This is a genomic window from Providencia sp. PROV119 (genome assembly GCF_028482435.1).
Classification (GTDB): domain Bacteria; phylum Pseudomonadota; class Gammaproteobacteria; order Enterobacterales; family Enterobacteriaceae; genus Providencia; species Providencia stuartii.
On record NZ_JAMPQL010000004.1, the window covers coordinates 82,150 to 105,496 of the forward strand.

The window sequence follows — 23,347 nt, forward strand, 5'->3', positions numbered from 1 at the left end:
CACTATCGTGTCGGAGGTTCACTATGTTCAAAAACCTATTTTTTCAAACCAAAGCACTACCAGAACTGTCATCTCAACTGGATGCAGACATTCCACGCTATCCGCCATTTCTGAAGGGGTTGCCTGCTGCGTCACCCGAGGATTTGCAGTCCACACAAGACGAGCTAATTGCCAAACTGCGCCAGGTACTTGGCTTCAACCAGCGTGATTTTCAAAGGTTAATTCAGCCCTGTATTGATCATCTGGCTGCTTATGTCCACTTGCTGCCAGCATCTGAGCATCATCATCACAGTGGTGCTGGTGGTTTATTACGTCATTCGTTGGAAGTTGCTTTCTGGGCGGCACAAGCAGCTGAAGGGATCATCTTTGTTGCCAGTGGCACACCGGTTGAGAAAAAAGAGCTAGAGCCAAGGTGGCGTGTCGCGGCGGCTCTTGGCGGTTTGTTCCATGATATTGGTAAGCCTGTTTCAGATTTGTCCATCACAGACGAAGATGGACGCTATCAGTGGAACCCTTTTTTAGAAACCTTATCCCAGTGGACCACTAATAACAGCATTGAACGCTATTTCATTCGTTGGCGCGACGGACGGTGCAAGCGGCACGAGCAATTTTCAATTCTGGTTTTAAACCGGGTGATGACACCTGAGTTGCTCGCCTGGTTAACCCAGCCGGGCCCTGAGATTTTGCAAGCCATGCTGGAGGCAATTGGCAATACTGATTTCGAGCATGTCCTGTCTAAATTGGTCATTGAAGCTGACCAAACCAGTGTCCAGCGAGACCTGAAAGCTCAACGAATTTCCGTTGACGACAATGCCCTTGGTGTCCCAGTCGAACGCTATCTACTTGATGCCATGAGGCGATTACTTGCCAGTTCCCAGTGGCTGGTCAATCAGCGAGACGCCAGAGTCTGGTTACGAAAATCGAATCAATCAACCCATCTTTACCTGGTTTGGAAAAGCGCGGCTAAGGACATCATTGAGCTGTTGGCCAAAGACAAGATACCTGGCATTCCAAGAGATCCCGATACCCTTGCGGACATCCTTATTGAGCGAGGATTGGCCACTAAATTCGCCTCGAATGAGCGATATGAAAGCCTTGCCCCTGAAGTGCTGATCAAAGACGACAAGCCCATCTGGTTACCCATGCTGCATATATCTGAGGCCGATTTATTGTTCAGCTCGAATGTACCAAGTAGTGTGAGACTGTTTAGCAAATCTGAGTGGGAAGCAACACGGCAAACACAAGCAGAGCCACAGAGTCGCTCCAGTGAGCATTCAGACTTGCCTGAAGCGTCATCATCAATCGAACATAGAAAATCGACTGAGTCACCATCGACAAACTCGTCCGAACAAGATGATGAACTTCGTCTTGCCAGTGATGTTAATAACCCCCAGGCAACTGAAAATGCTCCAGGTGATGGATGTGAAAAGCCTAACAATTCATATGATGGCGCTATCTCAAATAACGTAAACCAGTACGATACAGAAGCATTGAATCTCCCTGAATCTTTGGCGTGGCTCCCAGAGGCCAGCAGTGCGTTGGTTATGGTTGGTGAACAGATCTTGATCCGCTATCCCGATGCCGTAAGGCCTTGGTGTGCTCCCCGAAAACTGCTTGCTGAACTCAGTCAATTAGATTGGCTTGAACTAGATCCCGCAAACCCGACACGTAAGGCCAGAACTGTGACTACGAATGATGGCGTTCAGGAGCAAGGGTTACTTCTGAAGGTATCGATTTCTAAAAGGCTAATTGCACTGATAGACATCTCCAAACAAGGCACAGAACCGGCGGCAGCAATTCAGAACGAAGAGGCTTTACAGCGTCCGAGTCGAACTAAGACAACTAATGCCCAAGCAAAAGAGCCCGCCACAAGAGCGGAGCGAAAGCAAAAGCCGATTGCGCCCAATGCGAAATCGAGTACAGACCCCAAATACGTGCAGCGCCAACAGATGGTTAATTTTGTGAAAGATTTGCCCATCTTACTGACCGATGGTGATTACCCAGACGTGGATCATAGTGCCGATGGTATTCGCGTCACGATTCAAACCTTACGCCAAGTCGCCAATGCGCATGGCATTCCAGCCGGACAGCTGCTTCGGGGGATCTCGGCCAGTGACGAATGCCAGTTTGATGAGGGGGAAACGGTTCTGTTTACCGCTCACGCTAAACGTTAATCCATTTGAACTTAAGTGGATTGCAAACGGTTATTTTGCGGAGCATGAATGAAAGAAAACGCATACGAAATGCCCTGGCGCACGAACTATGAGGCCATGGCAGCAGCAGGTTGGCTGGTTGGGGCCACTGGGGCGATTGCCGCAGAAATGCTGACAGAGTTACCGCCCGAACCATTTTGGTGGATGACAGGGATTTCCTCGGGCATGGCGTTGTATCGCCTGCCTGAGGCTTACCGTCTTTATAAGTTGCAGAAGGGGCTAAAAGGCAAACCATTGGCATTTATGGCGCTGTCGCATTTGCAAAAGGTAATGGCAAAACATCCTGATGAATTGTGGTTAGGTTATGGCTTTGAGTGGGACCAACGCCATGCTCAACGTGCTTATGAAATCTTAAAGCGGGATAAGCAAACCTTGCTTAACCAAGGTCACGGCAAGCAAATGGGTTCGACCTGGATTCATGGTGTCGAGCCCAAAGAAGAAGATGTGTACCAGCCAGTTGGTCACACTGAGGGGCATACCTTAATAGTTGGTACGACCGGTGCCGGAAAAACCCGATGCTTTGATGCGATGATCACTCAGGCCATTTTGCGCAATGAAGCCGTGATAATTATTGACCCCAAGGGAGACAAAGAACTTAAGGATAATGCACAGCGAGCCTGTATTGCCGCCGGTAGTCCTGAGCGCTTTGTGTATTTTCATCCGGGTTTTCCAGAGCATTCAGTACGTCTTAATCCCCTGAGAAACTTTAACCGGGGCACTGAAATTGCCAGCCGAATTGCGGCCTTAATCCCATCCGAAACCGGTGCTGATCCATTTAAAGCCTTTGGCCAAATGGCACTGAATAACATCGTGCAAGGTTTGTTGCTTACGTCACAACGTCCTGATCTGAAAACACTGAGGCGTTTTTTGGAAGGTGGCCCAGAAGGCTTGGTAGTAAAAGCCGTCACAGCCTGGGGGGAGCAGGTGTATCCCAATTTTAGTGTGGAGATCAAGCGCTTTACCGAAAAGGCCAATACCTTGGCTAAACAAGCTATGGCGATGCTGCTTTTCTACTACGAACGCATTCAGCCCGTTGCCGCCAATACTGATTTAGAGGGGCTATTGAGTATGTTTGAGCATGACAGAACCCACTATTCAAAGATGGTGGCCTCATTGATGCCGGTGCTCAATATGCTCACATCAAGTGAACTAGGTCCATTGCTATCACCGATTGCAAACGATGTGAATGACAGCCGGTTAATTACGGATTCTGGCCGTATTATCAACAATGCCCAAGTGGCCTATATCGGATTGGATTCATTGACCGACGCAATGGTTGGTAGCGCCATTGGTTCGTTGCTTTTATCCGATCTCACCGCAGTGGCCGGTGACCGCTATAACTATGGTGTTGAAAATCGTCCCGTAAATATCTTCATCGATGAGGCGGCTGAAGTCGTCAACGATCCCTTCATTCAACTGCTCAACAAAGGCCGTGGCGCAAAAATGCGTTGTGTGATTGCTACTCAGACCTTTGCTGATTTTTCAGCTCGTACAGGCAGTGAAGCTAAAGCTCGCCAGGTGTTAGGTAACATCAACAACCTGATAGCTCTTAGGGTGATGGATGCCGAAACGCAGCAGTACATTACCGACAATCTGCCTAAGACTCGGTTGCAGTACATCATGCAAACTCAAGGTATGTCGTCCAACTCGGACAGCCCCGCGTTGTTTACCGGCAATCATGGCGAACGCTTGATGGAGGAAGAAGGCGATATGTTTCCACCGCAGTTATTAGGCCAGCTTCCCAACCTGGAGTACATCGCCAAGCTTTCAGGTGGCCGCGTGATCAAAGGCCGTATTCCTATTTTAACCAGCTCTACACAGGCAGCATAAGGAGTCTGTATGCATCATTCTGTCTGTCTGAAAATGACAACACTTACCAGTAAAGAAATGCTCGTTCAATGGCAGCAACATAACCCCCAGTTCAAGGAAACCTTAAGACTGCTTGAAACCGACTGGCCTCATGCTTTGGCCTCAGTGCACTGTTTGGCGGACTATTTAACAGATGCGTTCACGTTAGATGGCCATGCCATCTTTGATTTGTGTCTGTGTAATGGCTTGGGCAGTTATGAAGAAGTTAGTTGTGATGATGACAGTGTACGCCTGTGGCATTTCATTGAGGCACTGACCTGGACTGCCGCTAGTGCTTTAACGGGGATTCGCTTGCGTGATCCTGACCATTTCGAGTGGGCCGCCGTGGATGGTGTGTATTTCTACTCCTGGATTCGTAATCGTCCAAATCGGATGGCGTATTTGGCTGAAGGACGCATCGACGTGCGTTATGTCAGTGGCCATACGACGACAAAGCGGCTTCAACAAGTGATTAAAGCCCGGATTATGACGCCAACCGTTGCAGCCATGTTGGCGCGAGTAGAAGAGGATGTTTGGCATGAGCAAGCATAAGTCGGTTTGGCTACTTTGCCTGGCGCTGATGCTGGAGATTATTGCCATTGGCGTGTTAGTGCCCGGTGATTGGACTGGCCGGGTTATTAGTAAAGAGAAGCAGATGATCCAAAATCAATTGGGCGCACAAACAAGCTATTGGATTGGTCAAACTAGCCATCGCTGGTATCAGTCATGGATTGTGGATACGCAGATGGAGCAATCTGTGCGAGATTTTCTAATCCCCACTGAAGAGCAGCGACTGCGCTCTAAAGAGATGGAGAACATGGGAGGCTTTTGGTTTGTTTGGGTGGAAGATCGTATTCAGGCATTTTTTGATGTGTTGTACCAAGTGTTCACTCGATTTGCTTTGCTGATGGTCTGGTTGCCCTTTGCGCTTATTCTCATGTTACCGGCGCTGTGGGACGGCTTGATGACCTGGAAGATTAAGAAGACAACCTTTGATTTTTCGAGCCCTATCATTCACCGCTACAGCATGATAATTCTGAGTTCAGGCGTCATCTTGCTGTTTATGGGATTGTTCGCCCCGCTGGCTATTCCACCAGTGGTACTACCGTCGATGATCATCGGCTTGGCATTAATGGCAGGGGTGGCGTTAAGTCACTTGCAGAAGAAGATATGAGGCCAGTTAGGCCTCATCTTGTAGAGCTAAAACCTTACGCCTACTGCATTGCCATTCTCGTCTTCCGCTGGCAAATGATAAGTATCAATAAGGTGACCTTGAAGCCAAATATATTGCGGCATCCAAAACGAGTACTGTCGTATAAGAGCCAATACTTCTTTTAACGGTTTGCTTGCATGAGGCTCGGCAAGACGGAAGTACATGAATGAGCAATCATCTCGAAAATACTCATGAAGCTCTGAATCCGATAGCGTTTCTTTTAGCGGTCTGTTTTGTTCGTCGTCCTCATCAGGGGAATTGGCATAAATTTCAAATAGCTGCTTTTCGGTGAGCATCTCCAAGAAGTGGTCTTCAATTAAGACCCCATCACTGGTATCGACATCCATACCATCTTTGACATCAAAAGCCATGACACATCCAGAAGATAATGCCACTTCTGATGGTTTCAGTACGTCATTAGCTTGTACAACCTGATGCCAATGATTAAAACCAACAGAGATTGCAATTTCATCGAGTGCTTGAGTGTGTGGAATAGATTTTTCACGTTTAAGCTTTCGTGCTTTTTGCTTTAAACGTTCAACCGTGGCAGAGGAAATGATTTTAGTAATTTGCATTGAGTTTCTCCTATTAGCGAATACGGTGCCCACTGCCGAGGTCGCAGAAAAAACCTAAGCAAAAAATAAATTTGATATGCATGTCGTCCCGTCCGGGTTTGCTAAAGTGGGCAGCTGGTCTCGACACGACCAATATCCCCATCATATCAACCGCATTAAAAAGATCAATTGTTAGTATTGTCTGAGTTGAACCCTCAAAACCTTCAAGAATTCGGCATCTAGCTGACCACTGAAGCTGCCAATCCCAAGGCATTCTTCACTTCTCAATTCAAACAACGAGGAGTGACTATGGAACCTGTGAGTATTCCGTCCTATATCGATGACCCGCCGCACTTCCTGCTTTGGAGTGCCGATGAGATGGCTCCCATTCTGTTGGGGCTAGTGATCGGCATTTTTACCGGTAATGCCTTGGTTTTATGCCTGTCGGGGTTGGTGACAACCAAGCTCTATCGGCGTTTTCGTGATGGTCGCCCAGATGGTTTTATTCTTCACGCCATCTACTGGGCTGGACTGTTGCCAACCAAAGCCAAGACGATCCCTAACCCGTTTATCAGGAGCTATCTCCCGTGAAGTTCGACGTGTTTTTAAAATCATGGCAAGGCACACAATTAGAGAACCGATGGCAACGGTTCCTGATTGCAGTACTGGTGCTATCTAACTTGCTACTTGCGGTAGCGGCATTTTCTCGCAATACCGTGGTAGCCATTCAACCGCCAACCTTGTCTGAAACGGCTGAAGTGTCACGAAACCAGGCTACTCAGCCTTACTTGGAATCCTGGGGGCTCTACCTGGCTGAGCTTATGGGCAACGTGACGCCGGGTAATGTGTCTTTTATCCGGGTTGCTATTGAGCCGCTACTTTCTCCAGCGGTGTACCAGCAAGTGGTCGATGCACTGGAGATTCAGGCAAGACAGATCCGTGAAGACCGAGTCACGCTCAAATTCCAACCCAGACAAGTGGAGTATGAGTATGAAACCGGCCATGTCTTTGTGACCGGTTATTCCTTGGTCTCTGGACCATCTGGAGATGAACAGCGCCAAACTCGCACTTATGAGTTTGACATCGATATTGAGCAATACCGTCCAAAGCTCAGTTGGATGGATACGTACGAGGGGCAAGCTAGAACGAAGCGAGTTCGTGAAAAGTTGACCCAAGAGCAAAACCGGAGGGTGAATGATGCGAACCAAAATTAGTCGATGGATGACACCAAGCTTAATCGCAATCAGCTTGAGTGGCGTCCTGTTATCTCAAGCGTCGTATGCAGACGTGGAATTGCCGATTGTGCCAGCCAGTGTGATGAAGCAGTCTGCTACAGCAAATCCACCTGTTCAAACCAATGCGGTTTCAACGGATGTGCCAACAACGTTACTGATGACACCGGGGGTTAATGAACTGATCCCTGTAGCTCTTGGGCATCTGAATCGGATTGTGACGCCGTTTGAATCGCCTCAGGTGAGAACAACCAGTGATGCTCAGACGCAAATCAAGGGGAATGTTGTATATGTGGCCACGGACAAAGAATCACCGGTTTCACTTTACATCACTCCGCCTGGTCAGGAAGCGCCCGCGTTATCTGTCACCTTAGTACCTCGTCGTATTCCACCGCGTGAAATCACCTTAGCTATTGATGGTCAGCAGTGGCCTATTAAGGGCGTCGTGAACCGCAAAGCCGCCACTTGGGAAACGGCTCAGCCATACGTCGATAGCTTACGTGATTTACTCAGACGCCTTGCACTAAATGAGTTACCACAAGGCTATGACATCCGTTTGGCTGGCCAAACTGACACAAGCCCGAAATGTTTTCAGCCAGGTTTAAAGTTTGGTTTTAAGCAGGGGCAAATTGTGACGGGACATTACTTCACCGTCTATGTAGGACTGGTTGAAAGCTTTGCCGATGAACCGATAGAAGCCAGTGAAATAGCCTGTCATGCACCAGATATAGTGGCAAGCGCCTACTGGCCGAGCAATATCTTGTTGCCGGGTGAAAAGACTGAGTTGTATGTGGTTGTTCGCAATCATCGTGAAGAAGCGGTGGAAAGTCAGCGACCTTCGCTTCTTGTGGGAGGTGAGCTTTGATGAAAGCACAATGGGAACAAATGAGCCCGAACATGAAGCGGGGTCTATCGGTTGCTGGTATTGCTGGTGGTCTCATCTTTATGGTGATGGTGTTTTCACCTAATCCTGACGATGGCTCAAGCAGTCGTAACCGACAGGAAACGATCCGGCATATTCTTACGGATACCAATACTCGTGATGTTGGGGTCGATAGTTTGGCTGCGAACGTAAAACTACTCAGTGAGCGCAATGAACAGTTACGTCGTGAAGTTGAGCGCTTGCGTCGTGACGTCGATTCAGGACGGTTAAGCCCTGGTTCGCCTTCTATACCAAGTGAGGTCAATGCGGAGTTGGCTCGTCTTCGAGCGGAACTTGATGATGTTCGCGCTGGAGGTGATGCAGCAGTTGAAGGCACAAATAGCCGTTTTGAAGTGCCTTTATCTGCCATGGAATTGCCTAAAGAAGAAAAGCCACTGCCGTCTAACCCAGACGACTATTTTGCCAATGCGCCGCTGCCTGATCCGCTCTATCAGCAGCCAGCCAATGGCCAAGGTACACGAGCACGAGATGTTCCATTGCCGCCAATCACGATTCGTATGATTGAGCCTGAAGTGGTTGCTGAACCAGAGGTTGTTGTGCAAGAAGCGCCGCCTTTGTATCTACCGGCGGGCAGCATCATCTCAGGTACTTTGATCACAGGTTTGGATGCACCTACTCACGAGTCCGCAAGACGTGAACCTTTTCCTGCATTGCTGAGGATTCAAAAGGAAGCCATTTTACCCAACCGATTTAGAGCGGATATCAAAGAGTGTTTCTTGATCGCCGCAGGTTACGGTGATTTGAGCTCTGAGCGTGCTTATTTGCGAGGCGAGACCATTTCATGTGTGAGAGAAGATGGTGGCGTCATTGAAACACGACTGGATTCTTATGCCGTGGGTGAAGATGGCAAAGCCGGTATTCGTGGCCGATTAGTGTCGAAACAAGGCCAGCTGGTGGCCAAATCGATGATGGCCGGATTCCTTCAGGGCTTGGCTGGCGCATTTGATGTGAATCCTGTACCAACGATTCAGACGGGTAATGCCGGTGATACTCAGCTGTACCAGCAAGTCATGAGCCAAGAAGCATTACAAGGCGCTGCGATTAAAGGCACAGGTAAAGCATTGGATCGAGTGGCCAAGTTCTATTTGGACATGGCTGAAAATATGTTCCCAGTCATAGAGGTAGACGCTGCAAGGAAAATTGAAGTCATAGTCACTCGTGGGGCCTCGTTGTCATTGGCCACTTCACAAGGGGTAGGTGCAAGAAGATGAAAAAATCCTGCATGTTGCTAACCGATCGAAGTCCGCTTCAGACAATAAGATGTGTATCCAGAGGAGAGTTAACCATGACGACATCAATGCAGAACAACCCAAAGCACCAGTCAAAACAGTGGTCTAAAGCTGGATTACTTTTATTGGCAGTCGGCTCAACCTTATTGTCAGGCTGTAGTTCATTGGGTCTTGGGAGTAGTGAATATGGATGCCCAGGTATGCCTGACGGTGTGCGCTGTTTATCCGCTCGTGAAGTCTATGAGCTTACCAGTAATGGCGCTGCACCCAAGACGATTGATGCTGTGGCGACTCGAATTGGTTCTCCCTCTGGGTATTCACAATCTGATTTAGAGACAGGACTGCTGAGCCATCCGGCATTACCCGAGACGCAGCAATCTGCACCTATTCGCATTCCTTCAAGGGTAATGCGGATTTGGATTGCGCCTTGGGAGGATGACCGTGGGGATCTGAATTTATCCAGCTACGTGTTTACCGAAATTGAACCGCGCCGGTGGGATATTGGGGTGTCAGCACCTCGAACGGTTTCGCCAGTGCTACGTCCACTTCAGACTCAAAGTGATTCAGCCTCAGCGGGAGCTGATGGTAAGCGCGATAACTTGAGTATCTACGGAGAAACTAACGAATGACAAATGCAGTTCGCACCATTCAAACTCAGCGCTTAATGACCATTGGTGCGCTTGGTTTAATGGCGTTAATGATTTCGGAGCCCTCATTTGCGGGCACCGGTGGTGATGCTTTCACCGATGTGTGGGATACCCTAAAAGACTGGACCCAAGGTACTTTGGGACGGATCGTAGCGGGAGCCATGGTACTGGTGGGTATTGTGGGCGGTATCGCTCGCCAAAGCTTGATGGCTTTTGCCTTGGGCATTGGTGGCGGTATGGGTCTCTACAATACGCCAACAGTCGTTGAAAGTGTTATGTCTGCAACTTTACCTGTTGTTGCCAGCACTCAAGAAGTTATTGGCACAACTGTTCCAGCAATCAGCGCCGTTTTACTGAGCACCTAATAATATTGACGGCTTCTCTTGTGAAAGGGGAGCTGTCATCTCAGTCTATCGACAATGATTTTTCGATATCGCAGATCCTTGCCATGAGTACTAAAGGATCAAACGTCGATTCTTTGAAGCCAAATTTCTTGTAGAACGTTTGCGCAGTGTCATCAATAGCATGGACTAAGATTCCTGCTCCACCGACAGCGTTCATTGCTTGTACTGAGCGAATGATGCAATCTTTTAAAAGACCGGCTGCAATGCCTTGACCTTGATAGGCATTATCCACCCCAAGCCTTGCTAGAATCACCATGGGAATGGGATCAGGACTATTTCTTCTTAATGAACTGAACGCTTGCTCTCTGGAAACTGATCCCATTGCAATGGCATAGTACCCGACCACTTGATGGGCGTCAGTGTCATTGACCACATACACTCTCGCAGTTCCCCGTTTTTGACTTTTTAACGCCTGTTTTCTTAACCAGGTATCGAGTTCTTCGATGCCACATTGAAAGGCATTAATTTGGTGCTCATCAGCGAGTAGTGTTGGTGCGCTTATTCCCAAGGCGCTTTCCTTTTAAACAGATCTTTCATGCCTTCAAGAGTCTGTGGATTTGCACGAAGTTCGTTATCAAACGCTTCAAAAGCCTTTGCTTCAAGAACAAAATCCCGCTGTTCTGCCAGTATACTATGCGCTTCATTGAGCGCTGCCTGCTGAATGAATACAGTTCTATCGACTTTTTTTAAACTTGCTGCGGCATCGATGATGTCTCTTACCGATGGCAGTACTCGCATGTTGATTGGCGCTGTCTTTGTAGCCATGACACCATCCTCTGTATATCTATTTAATACACAGTTTAAAAGGTTTTTGCGTGTAGTCAATAGATACACGTTATTTTTTGGTGACTGCGATAGGGAAAAGCGGTTGTAGTTGGTTGGATTATGATCGTAGCTTAGATGTAAATTGCTTGTCAGAGCACCCGCCCCAAGAGCAGTTGTTCAACTACTATGCAAAGCATTGTCGTTAACTAGATGGGTATTTCTGCCAACTCGTTTTAAGTCTCTGTATGCAGTTTGTTTCGTTGCTAACCTAAGTGGTCTGCCAACTAAACTGGTATTTTCTAAAATGTTTATCGGATTTCGCTTTGTATGCGTAAATTCAATTGTACCCAAAGGTGTTTTGAATTCACCGGAACGTCCCGTTGTCATAACAGTTAACCTATCTACTGGAATTTGCGAAATAACACCATAATCAGAAAGAGCAGACTCCAAGCTAAGGTAGTTATATTCCCCACGTCGAATAGTTTTAGCAATTTGCTCCAACGTATCGCTGCCTTTCGACTGCGCTAAATTGAATAAGTACACACCATTAATCATTCGAGTTAGCAAGCCATCGTCTTGCAAACGTTTAATTCCTGCACGCAATGCTCGTTCGTTATCTTGATGAAAGATTTTGGCCAGATCTGAATTAGTAAAAACACAGCGACCACGCTTGTCATATTCTAAGAGCTTTTTAATTGCCTCAGCCTTTTTCACAATACGCCTCTAGTTATCAAGGATGACACTTAAACATGTCATAAGTGTAGACTTAATCCTTGTGAAATACAAGTATACAATAATGACACTAAAAGGCGTCAAATTTGTCAACTTGACTTCTGGGGGGGATTAAAAGGACTTGGTTAGTTTACACGGTGATGAATTTTAACACCTAGGGTATGAAAAATTGGGTTCCGCTAAACCGGTTAGCTAGCTGTGGCGCTGTCTGCGCATACAGGCGTTGAAAGGGCGTTGTTGCCTAAATAAGCGGAACCTTTTTCGCTTTCCATGATCTGCTCTTGCATAACAGGTCTTCGGTCAGTTTCATGGGTAAGTCAGAACGCAATATCACCAATTGGAAGCAATACAATCAGGCATTAGTAAACCGTGGTTCGGTTACCTTCTGGCTGGACGAGGCAGCGGTTAACGCTTGGCATTGCACAAAGCATCACGGCGGTCGTGGCCGTGGCTTTCAATTCAGCGACACCGCCATCGAAACCGCCTTGATGCTCAAAGGGATTTTTAAGCTGTCATTACGTGCGACCGAAGGGTTCATCAACTCCCTGTTTCAGCTGATGAAAATACCGTTAATTGCCCCAGACTACAGCTGTATCAGTAAACGTGCCAAGACGGTGAACGTCAAGTACCGCAATCCCTCAAGAGGTGCGGTAGCGCATGTTGTCGTTGATGCCACAGGCCTCAAAGTGTATGGCGAAGGTGAATGGAAAATGCGTAAGCATGGCAAAGAAAAACGTCGGGTTTGGCGCAAGCTTCATTTGGCTATCGATGCCGCTACACATGAAATTATCGGTGCGCAAACCAGCCTTGAAACTGTAGCAGATAATGAAGTACTTCCAGCGTTACTGGCTCCCCTAAGACGCAAGCTTAGACAAGTCTCCGCTGACGGAGCTTACGATACCAAAGCTTGTCATAAATTATTGCGACGAAAGCAGGCGAAGCCAACGATTCCACCCCGCTCAAATGCCGGATACTGGGAACCAGGGCATCCTCGAAATGAAGCTGTGGATGCACTTAAGGCCGGAGAGTTGAAGCAATGGAAATTGATGAATCACTACCATCAGCGTTCCTTATCTGAGACCGCCATGTATCGCTACAAACAACTCATTAGCGCCAAATTAAGTTTGCGTGACTATAACGGACAAGTGGGTGAGGCATTGGCTGGGGTTAAGGCATTAAACAAAGTCATAAGACTGGGTATGCCTGTTCGCCAGAAAATCTCGTAAAGCAGCTGAAAGCCTAGGGGCAGTTGCGTTCAAGCGAATGATTTGATCAACAACGCCCGTTGAAAGTGTTGTCTTTGTAATCTTACTTGTAGTTGCTAACACTCATAAGGTAATTGATGAAAGTGCCGCTTCATTTTTATAGTCCGGCCCCTCACTGATACGTTTACTGATTACAGAGATTGTACTTGAGATTATAAGTGAACTATGCCAAAATCATGTTTTTTAGTTCTATATGTTATAAAGGTAAACACTTTGCGTATTACGCCACCTTAGGCGCTCACTCCTCCTTAAAGTCACATCTCTCAACGTGACACTCCCTATGCCGTTCATCGGTAGGCCTCGTGCCGAAAATAAAATTTAAACTCAAAATCTGACAATTATCATAGTGAATTCAGTCGCTAGAGCGACCTGATTTTGCATGCCTATGTTGTCGCTAAACTTATCAATAAGGTTATCTATGCTTGAAAAAATGAAACTTGAATGGTTCTCCAATATCAGAGGAGACCTATTAGCCGGTATTGTTGTTGCGTTGGCGCTCATACCTGAGGCGATTGCATTTTCGATTATTGCAGGAGTGGACCCTAAAGTTGGTCTGTATGCCTCATTCTGTATTGCCGTTGTTATAGCATTTGTAGGGGGGCGTCCTGGCATGATCTCCGCTGCAACGGGCGCAATGGCATTACTCATGGTTACGTTAGTGAAAGAGCATGGCCTTGAGTATCTGCTTGCCGCAACATTACTCACAGGTGTTATTCAAATAGTCGCAGGCTATCTAAAACTAGGGAGTTTGATGCGTTTTGTTTCCAGATCTGTCGTGACAGGGTTTGTGAATGCGCTTGCTATTTTGATATTTATGGCTCAACTACCTGAGCTTACTAATGTCACTTGGCATGTGTATGCTATGACAGCAGCAGGCTTAGGCATCATCTATTTATTCCCATATATCCCGGTTATCGGCAAAGCCCTTCCTTCACCTTTAGTATGTATCGTTGCTCTCACTGCATTTGCAATGATGATTGGTCTGGATATTCGTACCGTGGGTGACATGGGCGAATTACCGGACACACTCCCAATTTTTCTATGGCCTGATGTACCACTAAACTTCGACACGTTGATGATTATCCTTCCTTACTCTTTAGGGCTTGCCGTTGTTGGTTTGTTAGAGTCAATGATGACGGCCACGATTGTTGATGATTTAACTGACACTAAAAGTGACCGAAACCGCGAATGTAAAGGACAAGGTATTGCTAACATTGGTTCTGGTTTACTTGGGGGGATGGCTGGTTGCGCAATGATAGGCCAGTCTATTATCAACGTAAAATCTGGCGGTCGTGGTCGTTTATCTAGTTTTTCAGCGGGTATATTTTTACTTGTCATGGTTGTTTTTTTAGGAGATTGGTTAAAACAGATCCCTATGGCAGCACTTGTGGCCGTTATGATTATGGTTTCAATCGGAACCTTCTCATGGTCATCAATTAAAGATTTAAAAAAGCATCCACTATCAACCAATATCGTTATGATCGCGACCGTTATTGTTGTTGTAGCAACACATAACCTAGCGATTGGCGTCTTCGTTGGTGTGTTATTGGCAACGTTGTTCTTTGCGAACAAAATTGGTCGCTTTATGGTCGTCAAAGCGACGCAAACTGATGAGGCTTCACGCACTTATCGTGTGGTTGGTCAGGTTTTCTTTGCCTCATCTGAACAGTTTATTGATTCCTTTGATTTTAAAGAAGCGGTTGATAAGGTAACCATTGACTTAACTCATGCTCATTTTTGGGATATTACCGCCGTGTCGTCATTAGACAAAGTCGTTATTAAGTTTAGGCGGGAAGGTGCAACAGTTGACATTGTTGGGATGAGCGAAGCGACAGAAACTATTGTTGATAAATTTGGCGTCCATAATGATCCAAAAGAAGTTGAAAAATTGATGGCTGGTCACTAAGGAGAAAATAAATGAATAAGATAATAACTTGTGTAGATGGCTCAGCGGTTTCAGATAATGTCTGCTCTGCGGCGTGTTGGTCAGCTAAGCAATTGAATAAACCTATATTGTTACTACATGCCATTGAAAAAAGCCACTCAACAGAAAATGAGGATTTAAGTGGAGCAATTGGCCTTGGGGCTCGTTCTTCACTTCTCAATGAAATGGCCGCCTTAGATGAACAGCGCAGCAAGGTTGCTTTATCGCTTGGTAAGGAAATGTTGGCTCACTCCAAGGCATTGTTGATTGACAACGGTTGCCATGATGTTGAAAAAACGCAACGTCACAGTGGTATTGTTGAGGCTATTTGTGATCTTGAAAATGATGCAAGACTTATTGTGATTGGTAAATCTGGACAGCAACATAATGGAGATTTCAAAACACTAGGCTCCCATATTGAGCAGATCATTCGCCAGGTTCACACACCAGTACTGATTGCTAATCGGACATTTAAAACGCCTAAAAGCTTTATGCTTGCCTATGATGGTAGGGAAACAGCAGATAAAGCCGTGCAGCGTATTATTGACGGTGGTCTGCTATATGGTTTGACCTGTCATCTAGTTACTGTAAAAAATAGCACGCCGAACGTTGAGGAAAAATTCAAGCAAACCAAAGATTTGTTGACGAATAAAGGCTTTGAAGTGAAAGCTAGTTTGTTAGAAGGACCGATCTTTGATGCTTTAATGAATTACAAAGAAAACAGTGGTGTTGATATGCTCGTGATGGGCGCTTTTTCCCACTCTAAATTAGCGAGTGTATTTTTGGGTAGTAATACACTCAAGATGATTGAGCAAACGGCATTACCTTTAATTATTTTACGCTAAGTAACCAAGCCAAGCAGCCGAGCTTATTGTTTCGGCTGCTTCTTCATATCATACATACGATTGTCTGCTACGTGTAAGAGAGATTTTAGTGATTCGCCATCATTTGGGTATGTTGCTAATCCAAAACTGTATTCTAGTTTTATTGGACAATTATTTTCCTTAAGTTGACGCGCCACATTCTTATCTAAACGTTCAAAAAACAAACTAACGTCAAGAGGGTGATCTTGTTGTTCCAGTAGTAAAACAAATTCATCCCCACTAATTCTGGAGGCGGTATCTTCTTCCCTTATTGATTCATGCAATGCTTTAGCGAACGATATCCGAGATTTATCACCAAAAGCATGACCATGAGTATCGTTTATAATCTTAAAGTTATTTAAATCAATAAAAACTATGTTAAAAGTACTTTCTTGATTTGATTTGTTGCGATTTAAGTGTCGTTTTAATTGCTCAAACCTATCTTCCAAAAGCATTCTATTCGGTAATGCCGTTAAATAGTCGTTCTAAGCTAGAAAGCGCACCTTTTCAATTTCATTGACATGAGTGGTAATGTCAGAAAATATAGTGATAAAGCCCTGTATTTTGCCATTTTTTACAATTGAAGATGTTGATTGCCAAGTATGAATAATCTCACCGGATGCTTTTCGAACAGCAATTTCGCCACTCCAGTGACCACTTCTTTCGATTTCAGAAAAAGCTTTTTTGATTAGCTCTACCTGATTTAAACCATCGCGAAGGAAAGATGGATTTTTCATTAAAATATCAGGCTCATCATAGCCAAAAACAGTTTTGAACGCCCTGTTGACTTTGACAATATCGTCATCTTTATCCGTCAGTACCATAGCTTCACCACTGTGGTCGAAGACAATGTTATCGATTGGGGCATCTTGAGGAGTATCAAAAATATGAATACAAAATAAGACTGTATTGCTATCAGAGGAATCTTTTATTCGCTTAAAATAGATTTTTCCTTGCAGATTTGTTTTCTTGAAATCGACATTCTTACTGAGCATTTTGCTGTTTTTAAGAAAATTACTTGCCAATTCTTCGAAATGACTTTGAGCTTCTTTAGGGAAGCTATCAAATAAACTGTTCTTGAAAACAATACCATCGCGGATCAGACCGCAAGGTATGGGAACATCGTCGATGTTAAGTAAATTATCCGTAGCCAATTTTTTGTCCTGATTCTCTTATCTTTGGTTCTCATTAGCATGAAATGAGCCAGTTTTATCGGCAATAAATCATACTGTAAGTACCACAAATTCAGCGGTGCATAATCTGTGTCAATACCCATCAGATTTAATGGTTAAATTGTAATCTAATTTCCACCTTGTCTCACTGATTTTCAAGCGAAACTACCCTCAGCTAGATGCTGATTTCTTCAATCTATCTAACCGAGTCCACATAGGACAACTGCATAGACTGGAGCCTCGATTTACATTAACGAGGACTCCTCATGCGAAAACTATCTCCAATTATTCTGGCGCTTGCGCTGTCTCCTTTGGTTCAAGCTGAACCTGTGTCTGAAGTGTCGCCCGTTGGCAAAATTGACGGCATGGTTTCTTTACCTGTCACGGGTATGAAAGCGGTCGAAAGCAATGGCCGTATTGTTTTCATGTCAGACAGCGGCCGGTTCGTCATTGATGGCACGCTCTATGATGCCTGGTCCAAAAAGCCGCTTACCAGCCTTGAAGAAATTCGTGAAGCGGGGAACACGCTGGACTTAAGTCGTCTTGGCTTAAAAATGGATGATTTGAATCCACTGACGCTGGGTGAAGGCAAAAAGAAAGTGGTGGTCTTTGTTGATCCACGATGCCCGCATTGCCATGAGCTTTTGAAACAAGCCTTACCGTTAACCAAAGAATACACCTTCCAAATTCTCCCTGTGCCAGTGCTTGGTCCTGATTCAGAGCGTCAGGTTCGCCAGCTTGGCTGTGCGCGTGACAAAAAAGCGGCCACCGATGCATTGCTGAATGGCCGGATTGGTAACCTAGAACAGGATGATGCCTGCAACTTAGAGCCAATGCAGCGTACCTTGGTGACCGCTCAAATTCTGGGAATTCAAGGTGTGCCTTTCATCGTCGCCAATGATGGTCGCATCAGCCGAGGCCGTCCTTATGATCTTTCTGCTTGGTTGGAGGGGCGTTAATGAAAGCCTCTCTGTATTCAGGGCAACGCGCTTCTGAGCTATTGCCAGTATTGGCCTATTCAGACGATGAGCAACTGTTTTTCATGGAAGACCAGAGTGTTGGCTTTGGTTTTCTATGTGACCCATTGCCGGGTGGTGATGAGTCTGTTGCAGACAGGGTTAATGTTCTTCTCAACAACGACTGGCCAAAAGACACTTTGCTGCAATTTGGCCTATACGCATCCCCTGATATTCAAACCGACCTTCAGCGCATGATGGGCTTACGGCATCGTCAATCCGATCCATTGCTCAGGGCGTCGATTCGCAAACGTGCGGATTTCCTCGATGGGGGCACGGTTCAACCGATAGAAGAATCGACCCAGACTCAGGTACGCAACTTTCAACTGATCGTCACCTGCAAATTGCCTTTGGAAAGCCCTATACCGACGGAGCGTGAGTTGAGTCGAGCATCCGCGCTTCGGGCTTCTTTTTCTCAGGCGTTGGCAACGGTTGGTTTTCGCGTCACGGAGATGACTGACCGCAACTGGCTCGCGGCATTAAGTGCGCAGCTTAACTGGGGAAAAGATGCTTCCTGGCGCAATCCATCACCAATCCGCAGTGAGGCAGATAAACCACTTCGAGAGCAAGTGTTGGATTATGACCGAGCTATTAAGGTGGATAGCCAAGGTCTGATGCTGGGTGATTACCGAGTTAAAACCTTATCGTTTAAGCGCTTGCCTGAGCGGATCTGGTTTGGTCATGCCGCAAGTTTTGCGGGCGATATGATGACGGGCAGTCGCGGTTTACGCGGCAGCTTTTTGCTAAATGTCACCATTCACTTTCCCTCAGCTGAGGCGATGCGATCTCGTTTAGAGACGAAGCGTCAATGGGCGGTCAATCAGGCCTATGGCCCGATGCTCAAGTTTGTGCCGGTGCTTGCAGCCAAGAAAAAGGGATTTGATGTTCTTTTTGAAGCCTTGCAAGAAGGTGATCGTCCTATTCGGGCAAATATGACTTTGACTCTGTTTTCCCCAACGGAAGAGGCGTCCATCAGCTCTGTTTCAAATGCTCGAACCTATTTCAAAGAACTTGGATTTGAGCTGATGGAAGACAAGTACTTCTGCTTGCCCATTTTCCTGAATGCTTTGCCATTTGGTGCTGATCGCCAGGCGATGAACGACTTGTTTCGATTCAAGACCATGGCGACACGGCATGTGATCCCTCTGTTGCCTTTGTTTGCGGATTGGAAAGGCACGGGCACGCCAGTGATTAACTTTGTTTCCCGTAATGGCCAGATCATGAGTGTGTCCCTTTATGACTCGGGCAGTAATTACAACTGTTGCATCGCGGCGCAATCGGGATCGGGCAAGTCATTCCTGGTGAACGAAATCATCTCCTCCTACTTATCTGAAGGCGGGCAATGCTGGGTAATTGATGTTGGTCGCTCTTATGAAAAACTGTGTGAAGTCTATGACGGTGAGTTCTTACAGTTCGGGCGGGACAGTGGTATTTGCTTAAATCCGTTTGAAATCGTTGAGGACTATGACGAAGAAGCGGATGTGCTGGTTGGGTTATTGGCCGCAATGGCCGCACCTACGCAGTCATTAACCGATTTTCAGATGGCCAACCTAAAGCGTCAGACCCGTGAACTGTGGGAGACAAAAGGTCGTGCCATGTTGGTTGATGATGTGGCAGCGGCTTTAAAAAATCATGAAGACCGACGTGTGCAGGACGTGGGTGAGCAGCTCTATCCGTTTACGACACAGGGCGAATATGGCCGCTTCTTTAATGGCCACAACAATATTCGCTTCAAAAACCGTTTCACCGTTCTGGAGTTAGAAGAGCTCAAGGGGCGTAAGCATCTACAACAAGTGGTGTTGCTTCAGCTTATCTACCAAATCCAACAGGAGATGTACTTAGGTGAGCGGGATCGTCGCAAGATTGTGTTCATTGACGAAGCCTGGGATCTGCTGACTCAAGGTGATGTCGGTAAGTTCATCGAGACGGGTTACCGGCGATTTCGAAAATATGGCGGCAGTGCTGTAACGGTAACGCAGTCGGTCAACGATTTGTATGACAGCCCTACAGGTAAAGCCATCGCTGAAAACTCGGCCAATATGTACCTGCTTGGTCAAAAAGCCGAAACCATCAACGCGCTCAAAAAAGAAGGCCGCTTGCCACTAGGTGAAGGCGGTTATGAATACCTGAAAACCGTTCATACCGTCACGGGTGTCTATTCCGAAATTTTCTTTATTACTGAAATGGGCACCGGGATTGGCCGCCTCATCGTCGATCCGTTTCACAAGCTGTTGTACTCGTCCCGTGCAGAAGATGTAAACGCGATTAAACAGTTAACGCGCAAAGGCCTTTCTGTTGCTGATGCCATCTCTCAGTTGTTGAAGGAGCGAGGCTATGAATAAATCCACGCTTTGGCCATTTATGGCCTCTATTACTTTGTCTATTGCAGGCAGCGGTTTAATGACCAGCTGGCTCTTAATGAAAACACTCGAACCCATCCACAGTCAGTTGGCGTTAAGTACGCCCATTGCAGTCGTGGATTTTGGGGCGGCGGTGTTGTCACTGGGCCCCAATGCTAGCGAACAAGACATCGAATCCAGGTTGCTTCAGACCAATCAGCAAATTGAAAAGCTAAAAGCAGCCGGTTTTATCGTGCTGGATGCACAAGCGGTGGTGGGTGCTGATGATTCCATATTTGTGCCAGTAGGCTCAAAGGAGGTGTCTCGTGCAGATACTCCGTAAAAGAATGCCTTGGCGGCCATATCTCATCCGGTTGACTGTTCTTGCGTTAATCATGGCCTTGGTAGGCACCTACGCCATGATGCGTTACCGAATAGGTATTGATACCCAGCAAGAGCGCTGCCTGCCTGATACCACGGTATATCTGATTGACCTATGGAATAAAGAGCCCGTTAAGGATGGTCTGTATGCCTTCCACTCAAAAGGACTCGCTCCGTTATATAACGACGGTACTCGGATGCTTAAACGCCTAACAGGGATGCCAGGGGATGAAGTCAAGGTGACGCCTGAGCATGTGCTGGTGAATGGTGCTGAAGTCTCTACCGGCATGGCATTAGCCCAGCGTCTTGGTGTGGCTGAAACAGAATTTAGCCGCTCATTGACGCTGCAAGAAAACGAATATTGGTTTTCCGGCGAGGCAGCAACGAGTTTCGACTCCCGCTATTGGAATGCCGTTAAGCGCGAGCAGATTGTCGGTCGCGCTTGGCCGCTTTGGTAGGAGGTAGATGATGCAAAGACTATGTCTCTTATTTTTGTTGGTTGCCCCATTGTCTTGGGTTCAAGTGTCCTGGGCACAAGAGCCTTTTCCGTTGTCTGACGAGGACAAAAAGATCGTCGAAATGAGCCGCAGCATTTTACAAAGTGCTGTGGATGGTTCATCTGAATTTATCGAGCCTTTTTCACCGATTGAACAACCTGCGTCGCTCAAACACAACGATGAATGGTTGATATTTGCGTCGTCTTCACTGGGGGATTCCTCACTGAAGCAGCTATTTAAAGAGGCCAGTGCTACCGGCGCTATTGTGTTGTTTCGGGGAATTCCTGAAGGAAAGACCTTGGGGGCGGCTATCCGTGATTGGCATACGCTGATGACGGGGCTTGATCCTGTTCCTCAGGTTCGAATCGATCCGAAAGCCTTTGTGTACTGGCGGGTGACTAGCGTGCCTGCCATTTTTCGCATAGACGATGACAAGGTGACTGCAAGTGCACTAGGGGTTTACAGCAAGGACTGGTTGCAACGCCAAATTGAAACCGGCAATACCGGTTCATTGGGTCAACGCGGTCCGATTCATTCGATTTTAGAACCGGATTTGATGCAAGTGGCGATGCAGCGATTACAGTCGATTGACCTGGGCGCATTAAAGAAAAAAGCCATTGAGCGTTTCTGGTCTCGCCAAACATTCACTGACTTACCCAAAGCCACGCAGTATCGGATAAGAATGGTTGATCCAACCATCGTCATGAAGCGGCCACTATTGGATGCCAATGGCCGAACATTGATCCCAGCAGGAACGCGTATTAACCCGCTAAAAGCCTTGCCGTTTACTCAGCAGCTTGTGGTGTTTAATGCGTCGAACGCTGAAGAAGTGGACGCAGTTGCGCATTGGCTTGAGACGCAAGATAGGACACTGCGCCGCATTACGCTTATCACCACGCAGCTCGACCGTACTCAAGGTTGGAATAGCCTCAATGCGCTCGAAAAGACATTGGATAGTCCGGTTTACCTTCTCAATGCCTCGCTAAAGCAGCGCTTTGATTTGCAAGTCACCCCATCGTTTGTGCAAGCAAAGGGGCTCGCGTTTGAAATAGAAGAAATTCCAGCAAAGGAGCTTGTTCATGAAAAAGCTCAATAATACGTATTGTCTGTTACGGACTCTCGTTGTCATGTTTGTCCTGGGCGCATCTATTCCTGCTAAAGCCGAGTTGACCTGCCCAGACGCGGGGTTATTGTCGGGCAAGTTGCTGACGGATGTTTGCTGGTCATGCATTTTTCCTATCCGGGTTGCCGGTCTTCCTCTTGGCTCTGGCAATGTCCCAAGCGGCGCATCAAACAAGTCATTTTGCTTATGTGAAGACAACTTAGGTGTGCCAAGGCCAGGTATTGTTACCAGCATGTGGGAGCCAGCGCGTCTGATTGAACTGGTCAGAACGCCGGGTTGTTCGCCTTCCCTTGGAGGGATTCGTTTACCGTTAGGTGATAGACGACTGCAAGGTGGTCATGGCGAGGGTGAATTCGACACCGGTGATCTCGCTTTCTACCATTACCATTATTACGCCTTTCCGCTTTTGGTCATGCTCGATTTGTTCATGGATGGCAATTGCAATGCCGATGGTTACATGGACTTTGACTTGATGTATTTGTCGGAATTGGACCCAACATGGCTGAACGATGAACTGGCCTTTTTTACTCAGCCTGAAGCGGCTGCCGTTGCCAATCCATTGGCTATATCTGCTTGTACCGCTGACGCTGCTTCATCAACGCTTGGTAAACCCATCGACCAGTTGTTTTGGTGTGCTGGCAGTTGGGGCCATCTCTATCCCTTATCTGGCCACACCTTAGCCTTTGGCTCATTAGCAGAAAACACCAGCCATTTAGCAGCGCGAGCAATCGCGGCTCAACACAGGCGTGGTCTTGCAAGGCGAACAATGGGGAACAGTGCGCTATGCCGACCTGTTATCGAACCCATGCTGCCGAAATCCCAATACAAGATGAGTATGTTCTTCCCTGTACCGGAAACTGAAAGTGCGCATGTCATCGGTGAAAGCACCATGAAATGGGGAGAGTGGCGAATGATCCCCGGTGCCGGTGAAGATGCGCTCTACATTTTGTGGCGCTGGAAAGACTGCTGTAACTCGGGAGGTTAACC

24 protein-coding genes and 1 pseudogene are annotated in these 23,347 nt (G+C 46.8%); 19 read left to right on the top strand and 6 right to left on the bottom strand.

The features are described 5' to 3' along the window. The first annotated feature begins 23 nt into the window (after nt 1-23). From mobH to PSF11_RS06685, 4 genes are read left to right on the top strand one after another with little or no spacing between them, the layout of a single operon-like run. Nucleotides 24-2,174, top strand: coding sequence for a MobH family relaxase (gene mobH, locus PSF11_RS06670; RefSeq protein ID WP_111805004.1), 2,151 nt, complete (start codon nt 24-26; stop codon nt 2,172-2,174). Nucleotides 2,175-2,222: 48 nt separating this feature from the next. After that, nucleotides 2,223-4,043, top strand: a complete 1,821-nt coding sequence (gene traD / locus PSF11_RS06675) for a conjugative transfer system coupling protein TraD (protein WP_040132779.1) — start codon at nt 2,223-2,225, stop codon at nt 4,041-4,043. A gap of 9 nt (nt 4,044-4,052) precedes the next feature. Next, entirely contained in the window at nt 4,053-4,613 is a 561-nt protein-coding gene (locus PSF11_RS06680; RefSeq protein WP_060554884.1) for a hypothetical protein, read from the top strand. Further along, nucleotides 4,600-5,235, top strand: a complete 636-nt coding sequence (locus PSF11_RS06685; RefSeq protein ID WP_272682749.1) for a DUF4400 domain-containing protein — start codon at nt 4,600-4,602, stop codon at nt 5,233-5,235. The genes PSF11_RS06680 and PSF11_RS06685 overlap by 14 nt, the downstream gene beginning before the upstream one ends. A 26-nt stretch (nt 5,236-5,261) precedes the next feature. Here PSF11_RS06685 and PSF11_RS06690 read toward each other — a convergent pair whose 3' ends face one another. After that, nucleotides 5,262-5,849, bottom strand: coding sequence for a plasmid-related protein (locus tag PSF11_RS06690; RefSeq protein ID WP_111805002.1), 588 nt, complete (start codon nt 5,847-5,849; stop codon nt 5,262-5,264). A 288-nt stretch (nt 5,850-6,137) separates the two neighbouring features. On the opposite strand from PSF11_RS06690, the gene traL reads away from it, so the two are divergent. The 6 genes from traL to traA all read left to right on the top strand — a co-directional run bounded on the left by traL (nt 6,138) and on the right by traA (nt 10,244). Then, the gene (gene traL, locus PSF11_RS06695; protein WP_111805001.1) at nt 6,138-6,419 is read left to right on the top strand and encodes a type IV conjugative transfer system protein TraL; all 282 of its coding nucleotides are present in this window, start codon (nt 6,138-6,140) and stop codon (nt 6,417-6,419) included. Next, the gene (locus PSF11_RS06700; protein WP_000667170.1) at nt 6,416-7,042 is read left to right on the top strand and encodes a TraE/TraK family type IV conjugative transfer system protein; all 627 of its coding nucleotides are present in this window, start codon (nt 6,416-6,418) and stop codon (nt 7,040-7,042) included. The genes traL and PSF11_RS06700 overlap by 4 nt, the downstream gene beginning before the upstream one ends. Further along, nucleotides 7,023-7,925: a TraK domain-containing protein gene (locus PSF11_RS06705; RefSeq protein WP_369120219.1), complete on the top strand. Its 903-nt coding sequence runs from the start codon at nt 7,023-7,025 to the stop codon at nt 7,923-7,925. The genes PSF11_RS06700 and PSF11_RS06705 overlap by 20 nt, the downstream gene beginning before the upstream one ends. Next, a complete protein-coding gene (locus PSF11_RS06710; protein WP_111804999.1) occupies nt 7,925-9,214 on the top strand; it encodes a TraB/VirB10 family protein in 1,290 nt (429 codons plus the stop codon). Before PSF11_RS06705 ends, PSF11_RS06710 begins: the two co-directional genes overlap by 1 nt. A gap of 74 nt (nt 9,215-9,288) precedes the next feature. Next, nucleotides 9,289-9,861 carry a type IV conjugative transfer system lipoprotein TraV gene (traV, locus tag PSF11_RS06715; RefSeq protein ID WP_001944091.1) on the top strand — a complete coding sequence of 191 codons (573 nt, stop codon included), beginning with the start codon at nt 9,289-9,291 and terminating at the stop codon, nt 9,859-9,861. Then, nucleotides 9,858-10,244: a TraA family conjugative transfer protein gene (gene traA, locus PSF11_RS06720; protein ID WP_029627973.1), complete on the top strand. Its 387-nt coding sequence runs from the start codon at nt 9,858-9,860 to the stop codon at nt 10,242-10,244. Before traV ends, traA begins: the two co-directional genes overlap by 4 nt. 40 nt (nt 10,245-10,284) lie before the next feature. Here traA and PSF11_RS06725 read toward each other — a convergent pair whose 3' ends face one another. The 3 genes from PSF11_RS06725 to abiEi all read right to left on the bottom strand — a co-directional run bounded on the left by PSF11_RS06725 (nt 10,285) and on the right by abiEi (nt 11,762). Continuing rightward, nucleotides 10,285-10,791, bottom strand: a complete 507-nt coding sequence (locus PSF11_RS06725; protein ID WP_029627974.1) for a GNAT family N-acetyltransferase — start codon at nt 10,789-10,791, stop codon at nt 10,285-10,287. Next, on the bottom strand, nt 10,782-11,048 hold the full coding sequence (locus PSF11_RS06730) for a type II toxin-antitoxin system TacA family antitoxin (protein ID WP_032481064.1): 267 nt from the start codon (nt 11,046-11,048) through the stop codon (nt 10,782-10,784). Before PSF11_RS06730 ends, PSF11_RS06725 begins: the two co-directional genes overlap by 10 nt. Before the next feature lie 177 nt (nt 11,049-11,225). Continuing rightward, a complete protein-coding gene (abiEi, locus tag PSF11_RS06735; protein ID WP_111804998.1) occupies nt 11,226-11,762 on the bottom strand; it encodes a type IV toxin-antitoxin system AbiEi family antitoxin in 537 nt (178 codons plus the stop codon). A gap of 326 nt (nt 11,763-12,088) precedes the next feature. Between abiEi and PSF11_RS06740 the strand changes: the two genes are divergently transcribed. From PSF11_RS06740 to PSF11_RS06750, 3 genes are all read left to right on the top strand, one after another. Further along, nucleotides 12,089-13,006 (top strand): IS5 family transposase, encoded by a 918-nt coding sequence (locus PSF11_RS06740; RefSeq protein ID WP_071238787.1) that lies wholly within the window; start codon nt 12,089-12,091, stop codon nt 13,004-13,006. A 457-nt stretch (nt 13,007-13,463) separates the two neighbouring features. Continuing rightward, complete coding sequence (locus PSF11_RS06745) at nt 13,464-14,951, top strand: SulP family inorganic anion transporter (protein WP_111804997.1); 1,488 nt, start codon at nt 13,464-13,466, stop codon at nt 14,949-14,951. A gap of 11 nt (nt 14,952-14,962) precedes the next feature. Next, nucleotides 14,963-15,814, top strand: a complete 852-nt coding sequence (locus tag PSF11_RS06750; RefSeq protein ID WP_111804996.1) for a universal stress protein — start codon at nt 14,963-14,965, stop codon at nt 15,812-15,814. A gap of 23 nt (nt 15,815-15,837) precedes the next feature. Here PSF11_RS06750 and PSF11_RS06755 read toward each other — a convergent pair. After that, nucleotides 15,838-16,302: pseudogene (locus PSF11_RS06755) on the bottom strand (GGDEF domain-containing protein); the annotation flags it as partial. A 15-nt stretch (nt 16,303-16,317) separates the two neighbouring features. Further along, on the bottom strand, nt 16,318-16,986 hold the full coding sequence (locus PSF11_RS06760) for a PAS domain-containing protein (protein ID WP_111804994.1): 669 nt from the start codon (nt 16,984-16,986) through the stop codon (nt 16,318-16,320). A gap of 284 nt (nt 16,987-17,270) precedes the next feature. Here PSF11_RS06760 and PSF11_RS06765 point away from each other — a divergent pair, with 284 nt between their 5' ends. Genes PSF11_RS06765 through PSF11_RS06790 form a run of 6 tightly spaced genes read left to right on the top strand, consistent with a single transcriptional unit; the run spans nt 17,271 to nt 23,345 of the window. Beyond that, nucleotides 17,271-17,963, top strand: coding sequence for a DsbC family protein (locus PSF11_RS06765; RefSeq protein WP_001228924.1), 693 nt, complete (start codon nt 17,271-17,273; stop codon nt 17,961-17,963). Beyond that, entirely contained in the window at nt 17,963-20,362 is a 2,400-nt protein-coding gene (gene traC / locus PSF11_RS06770; protein WP_111804993.1) for a type IV secretion system protein TraC, read from the top strand. Before PSF11_RS06765 ends, traC begins: the two co-directional genes overlap by 1 nt. After that, nucleotides 20,355-20,702, top strand: coding sequence for a plasmid-related protein (locus tag PSF11_RS06775; protein ID WP_111804992.1), 348 nt, complete (start codon nt 20,355-20,357; stop codon nt 20,700-20,702). The genes traC and PSF11_RS06775 overlap by 8 nt, the downstream gene beginning before the upstream one ends. Next, the gene (locus tag PSF11_RS06780) at nt 20,686-21,198 is read left to right on the top strand and encodes a S26 family signal peptidase (protein WP_015066570.1); all 513 of its coding nucleotides are present in this window, start codon (nt 20,686-20,688) and stop codon (nt 21,196-21,198) included. Before PSF11_RS06775 ends, PSF11_RS06780 begins: the two co-directional genes overlap by 17 nt. Before the next feature lie 10 nt (nt 21,199-21,208). Next, nucleotides 21,209-22,333 (top strand): TrbC family F-type conjugative pilus assembly protein, encoded by a 1,125-nt coding sequence (locus tag PSF11_RS06785; RefSeq protein WP_111804991.1) that lies wholly within the window; start codon nt 21,209-21,211, stop codon nt 22,331-22,333. Between the two features lie 31 nt (nt 22,334-22,364). After that, nucleotides 22,365-23,345: a TraU family protein gene (locus tag PSF11_RS06790; RefSeq protein ID WP_440443924.1), complete on the top strand. Its 981-nt coding sequence runs from the start codon at nt 22,365-22,367 to the stop codon at nt 23,343-23,345. Nucleotides 23,346-23,347 lie beyond the last annotated feature (2 nt).

What these genes read in the sequence shown, in the direction of transcription:
- traC (WP_111804993.1), top strand. Translation starts at nt 17,963, where the DNA reads ATGAAAGCCTCTCTGTATTCAGGGCAACGCGCTTCTGAGCTATTGCCA.
- PSF11_RS06750 (WP_111804996.1), top strand. Translation starts at nt 14,963, where the DNA reads ATGAATAAGATAATAACTTGTGTAGATGGCTCAGCGGTTTCAGATAAT.
- traL (WP_111805001.1), top strand. Translation starts at nt 6,138, where the DNA reads ATGGAACCTGTGAGTATTCCGTCCTATATCGATGACCCGCCGCACTTC.
- PSF11_RS06785 (WP_111804991.1), top strand. Translation starts at nt 21,209, where the DNA reads ATGCAAAGACTATGTCTCTTATTTTTGTTGGTTGCCCCATTGTCTTGG.
- traV (WP_001944091.1), top strand. Translation starts at nt 9,289, where the DNA reads ATGACGACATCAATGCAGAACAACCCAAAGCACCAGTCAAAACAGTGG.
- PSF11_RS06680 (WP_060554884.1), top strand. Translation starts at nt 4,053, where the DNA reads ATGCATCATTCTGTCTGTCTGAAAATGACAACACTTACCAGTAAAGAA.
- PSF11_RS06690 (WP_111805002.1), bottom strand. Translation starts at nt 5,849, where the DNA reads ATGCAAATTACTAAAATCATTTCCTCTGCCACGGTTGAACGTTTAAAG.
- traA (WP_029627973.1), top strand. Translation starts at nt 9,858, where the DNA reads ATGACAAATGCAGTTCGCACCATTCAAACTCAGCGCTTAATGACCATT.
- PSF11_RS06705 (WP_369120219.1), top strand. Translation starts at nt 7,023, where the DNA reads ATGATGCGAACCAAAATTAGTCGATGGATGACACCAAGCTTAATCGCA.
- PSF11_RS06730 (WP_032481064.1), bottom strand. Translation starts at nt 11,048, where the DNA reads ATGGCTACAAAGACAGCGCCAATCAACATGCGAGTACTGCCATCGGTA.
- PSF11_RS06740 (WP_071238787.1), top strand. Translation starts at nt 12,089, where the DNA reads ATGGGTAAGTCAGAACGCAATATCACCAATTGGAAGCAATACAATCAG.
- traD (WP_040132779.1), top strand. Translation starts at nt 2,223, where the DNA reads ATGAAAGAAAACGCATACGAAATGCCCTGGCGCACGAACTATGAGGCC.
- PSF11_RS06745 (WP_111804997.1), top strand. Translation starts at nt 13,464, where the DNA reads ATGCTTGAAAAAATGAAACTTGAATGGTTCTCCAATATCAGAGGAGAC.
- PSF11_RS06710 (WP_111804999.1), top strand. Translation starts at nt 7,925, where the DNA reads ATGAAAGCACAATGGGAACAAATGAGCCCGAACATGAAGCGGGGTCTA.
- PSF11_RS06765 (WP_001228924.1), top strand. Translation starts at nt 17,271, where the DNA reads ATGCGAAAACTATCTCCAATTATTCTGGCGCTTGCGCTGTCTCCTTTG.
- PSF11_RS06685 (WP_272682749.1), top strand. Translation starts at nt 4,600, where the DNA reads ATGAGCAAGCATAAGTCGGTTTGGCTACTTTGCCTGGCGCTGATGCTG.
- mobH (WP_111805004.1), top strand. Translation starts at nt 24, where the DNA reads ATGTTCAAAAACCTATTTTTTCAAACCAAAGCACTACCAGAACTGTCA.
- PSF11_RS06775 (WP_111804992.1), top strand. Translation starts at nt 20,355, where the DNA reads ATGAATAAATCCACGCTTTGGCCATTTATGGCCTCTATTACTTTGTCT.
- PSF11_RS06790 (WP_440443924.1), top strand. Translation starts at nt 22,365, where the DNA reads ATGTTTGTCCTGGGCGCATCTATTCCTGCTAAAGCCGAGTTGACCTGC.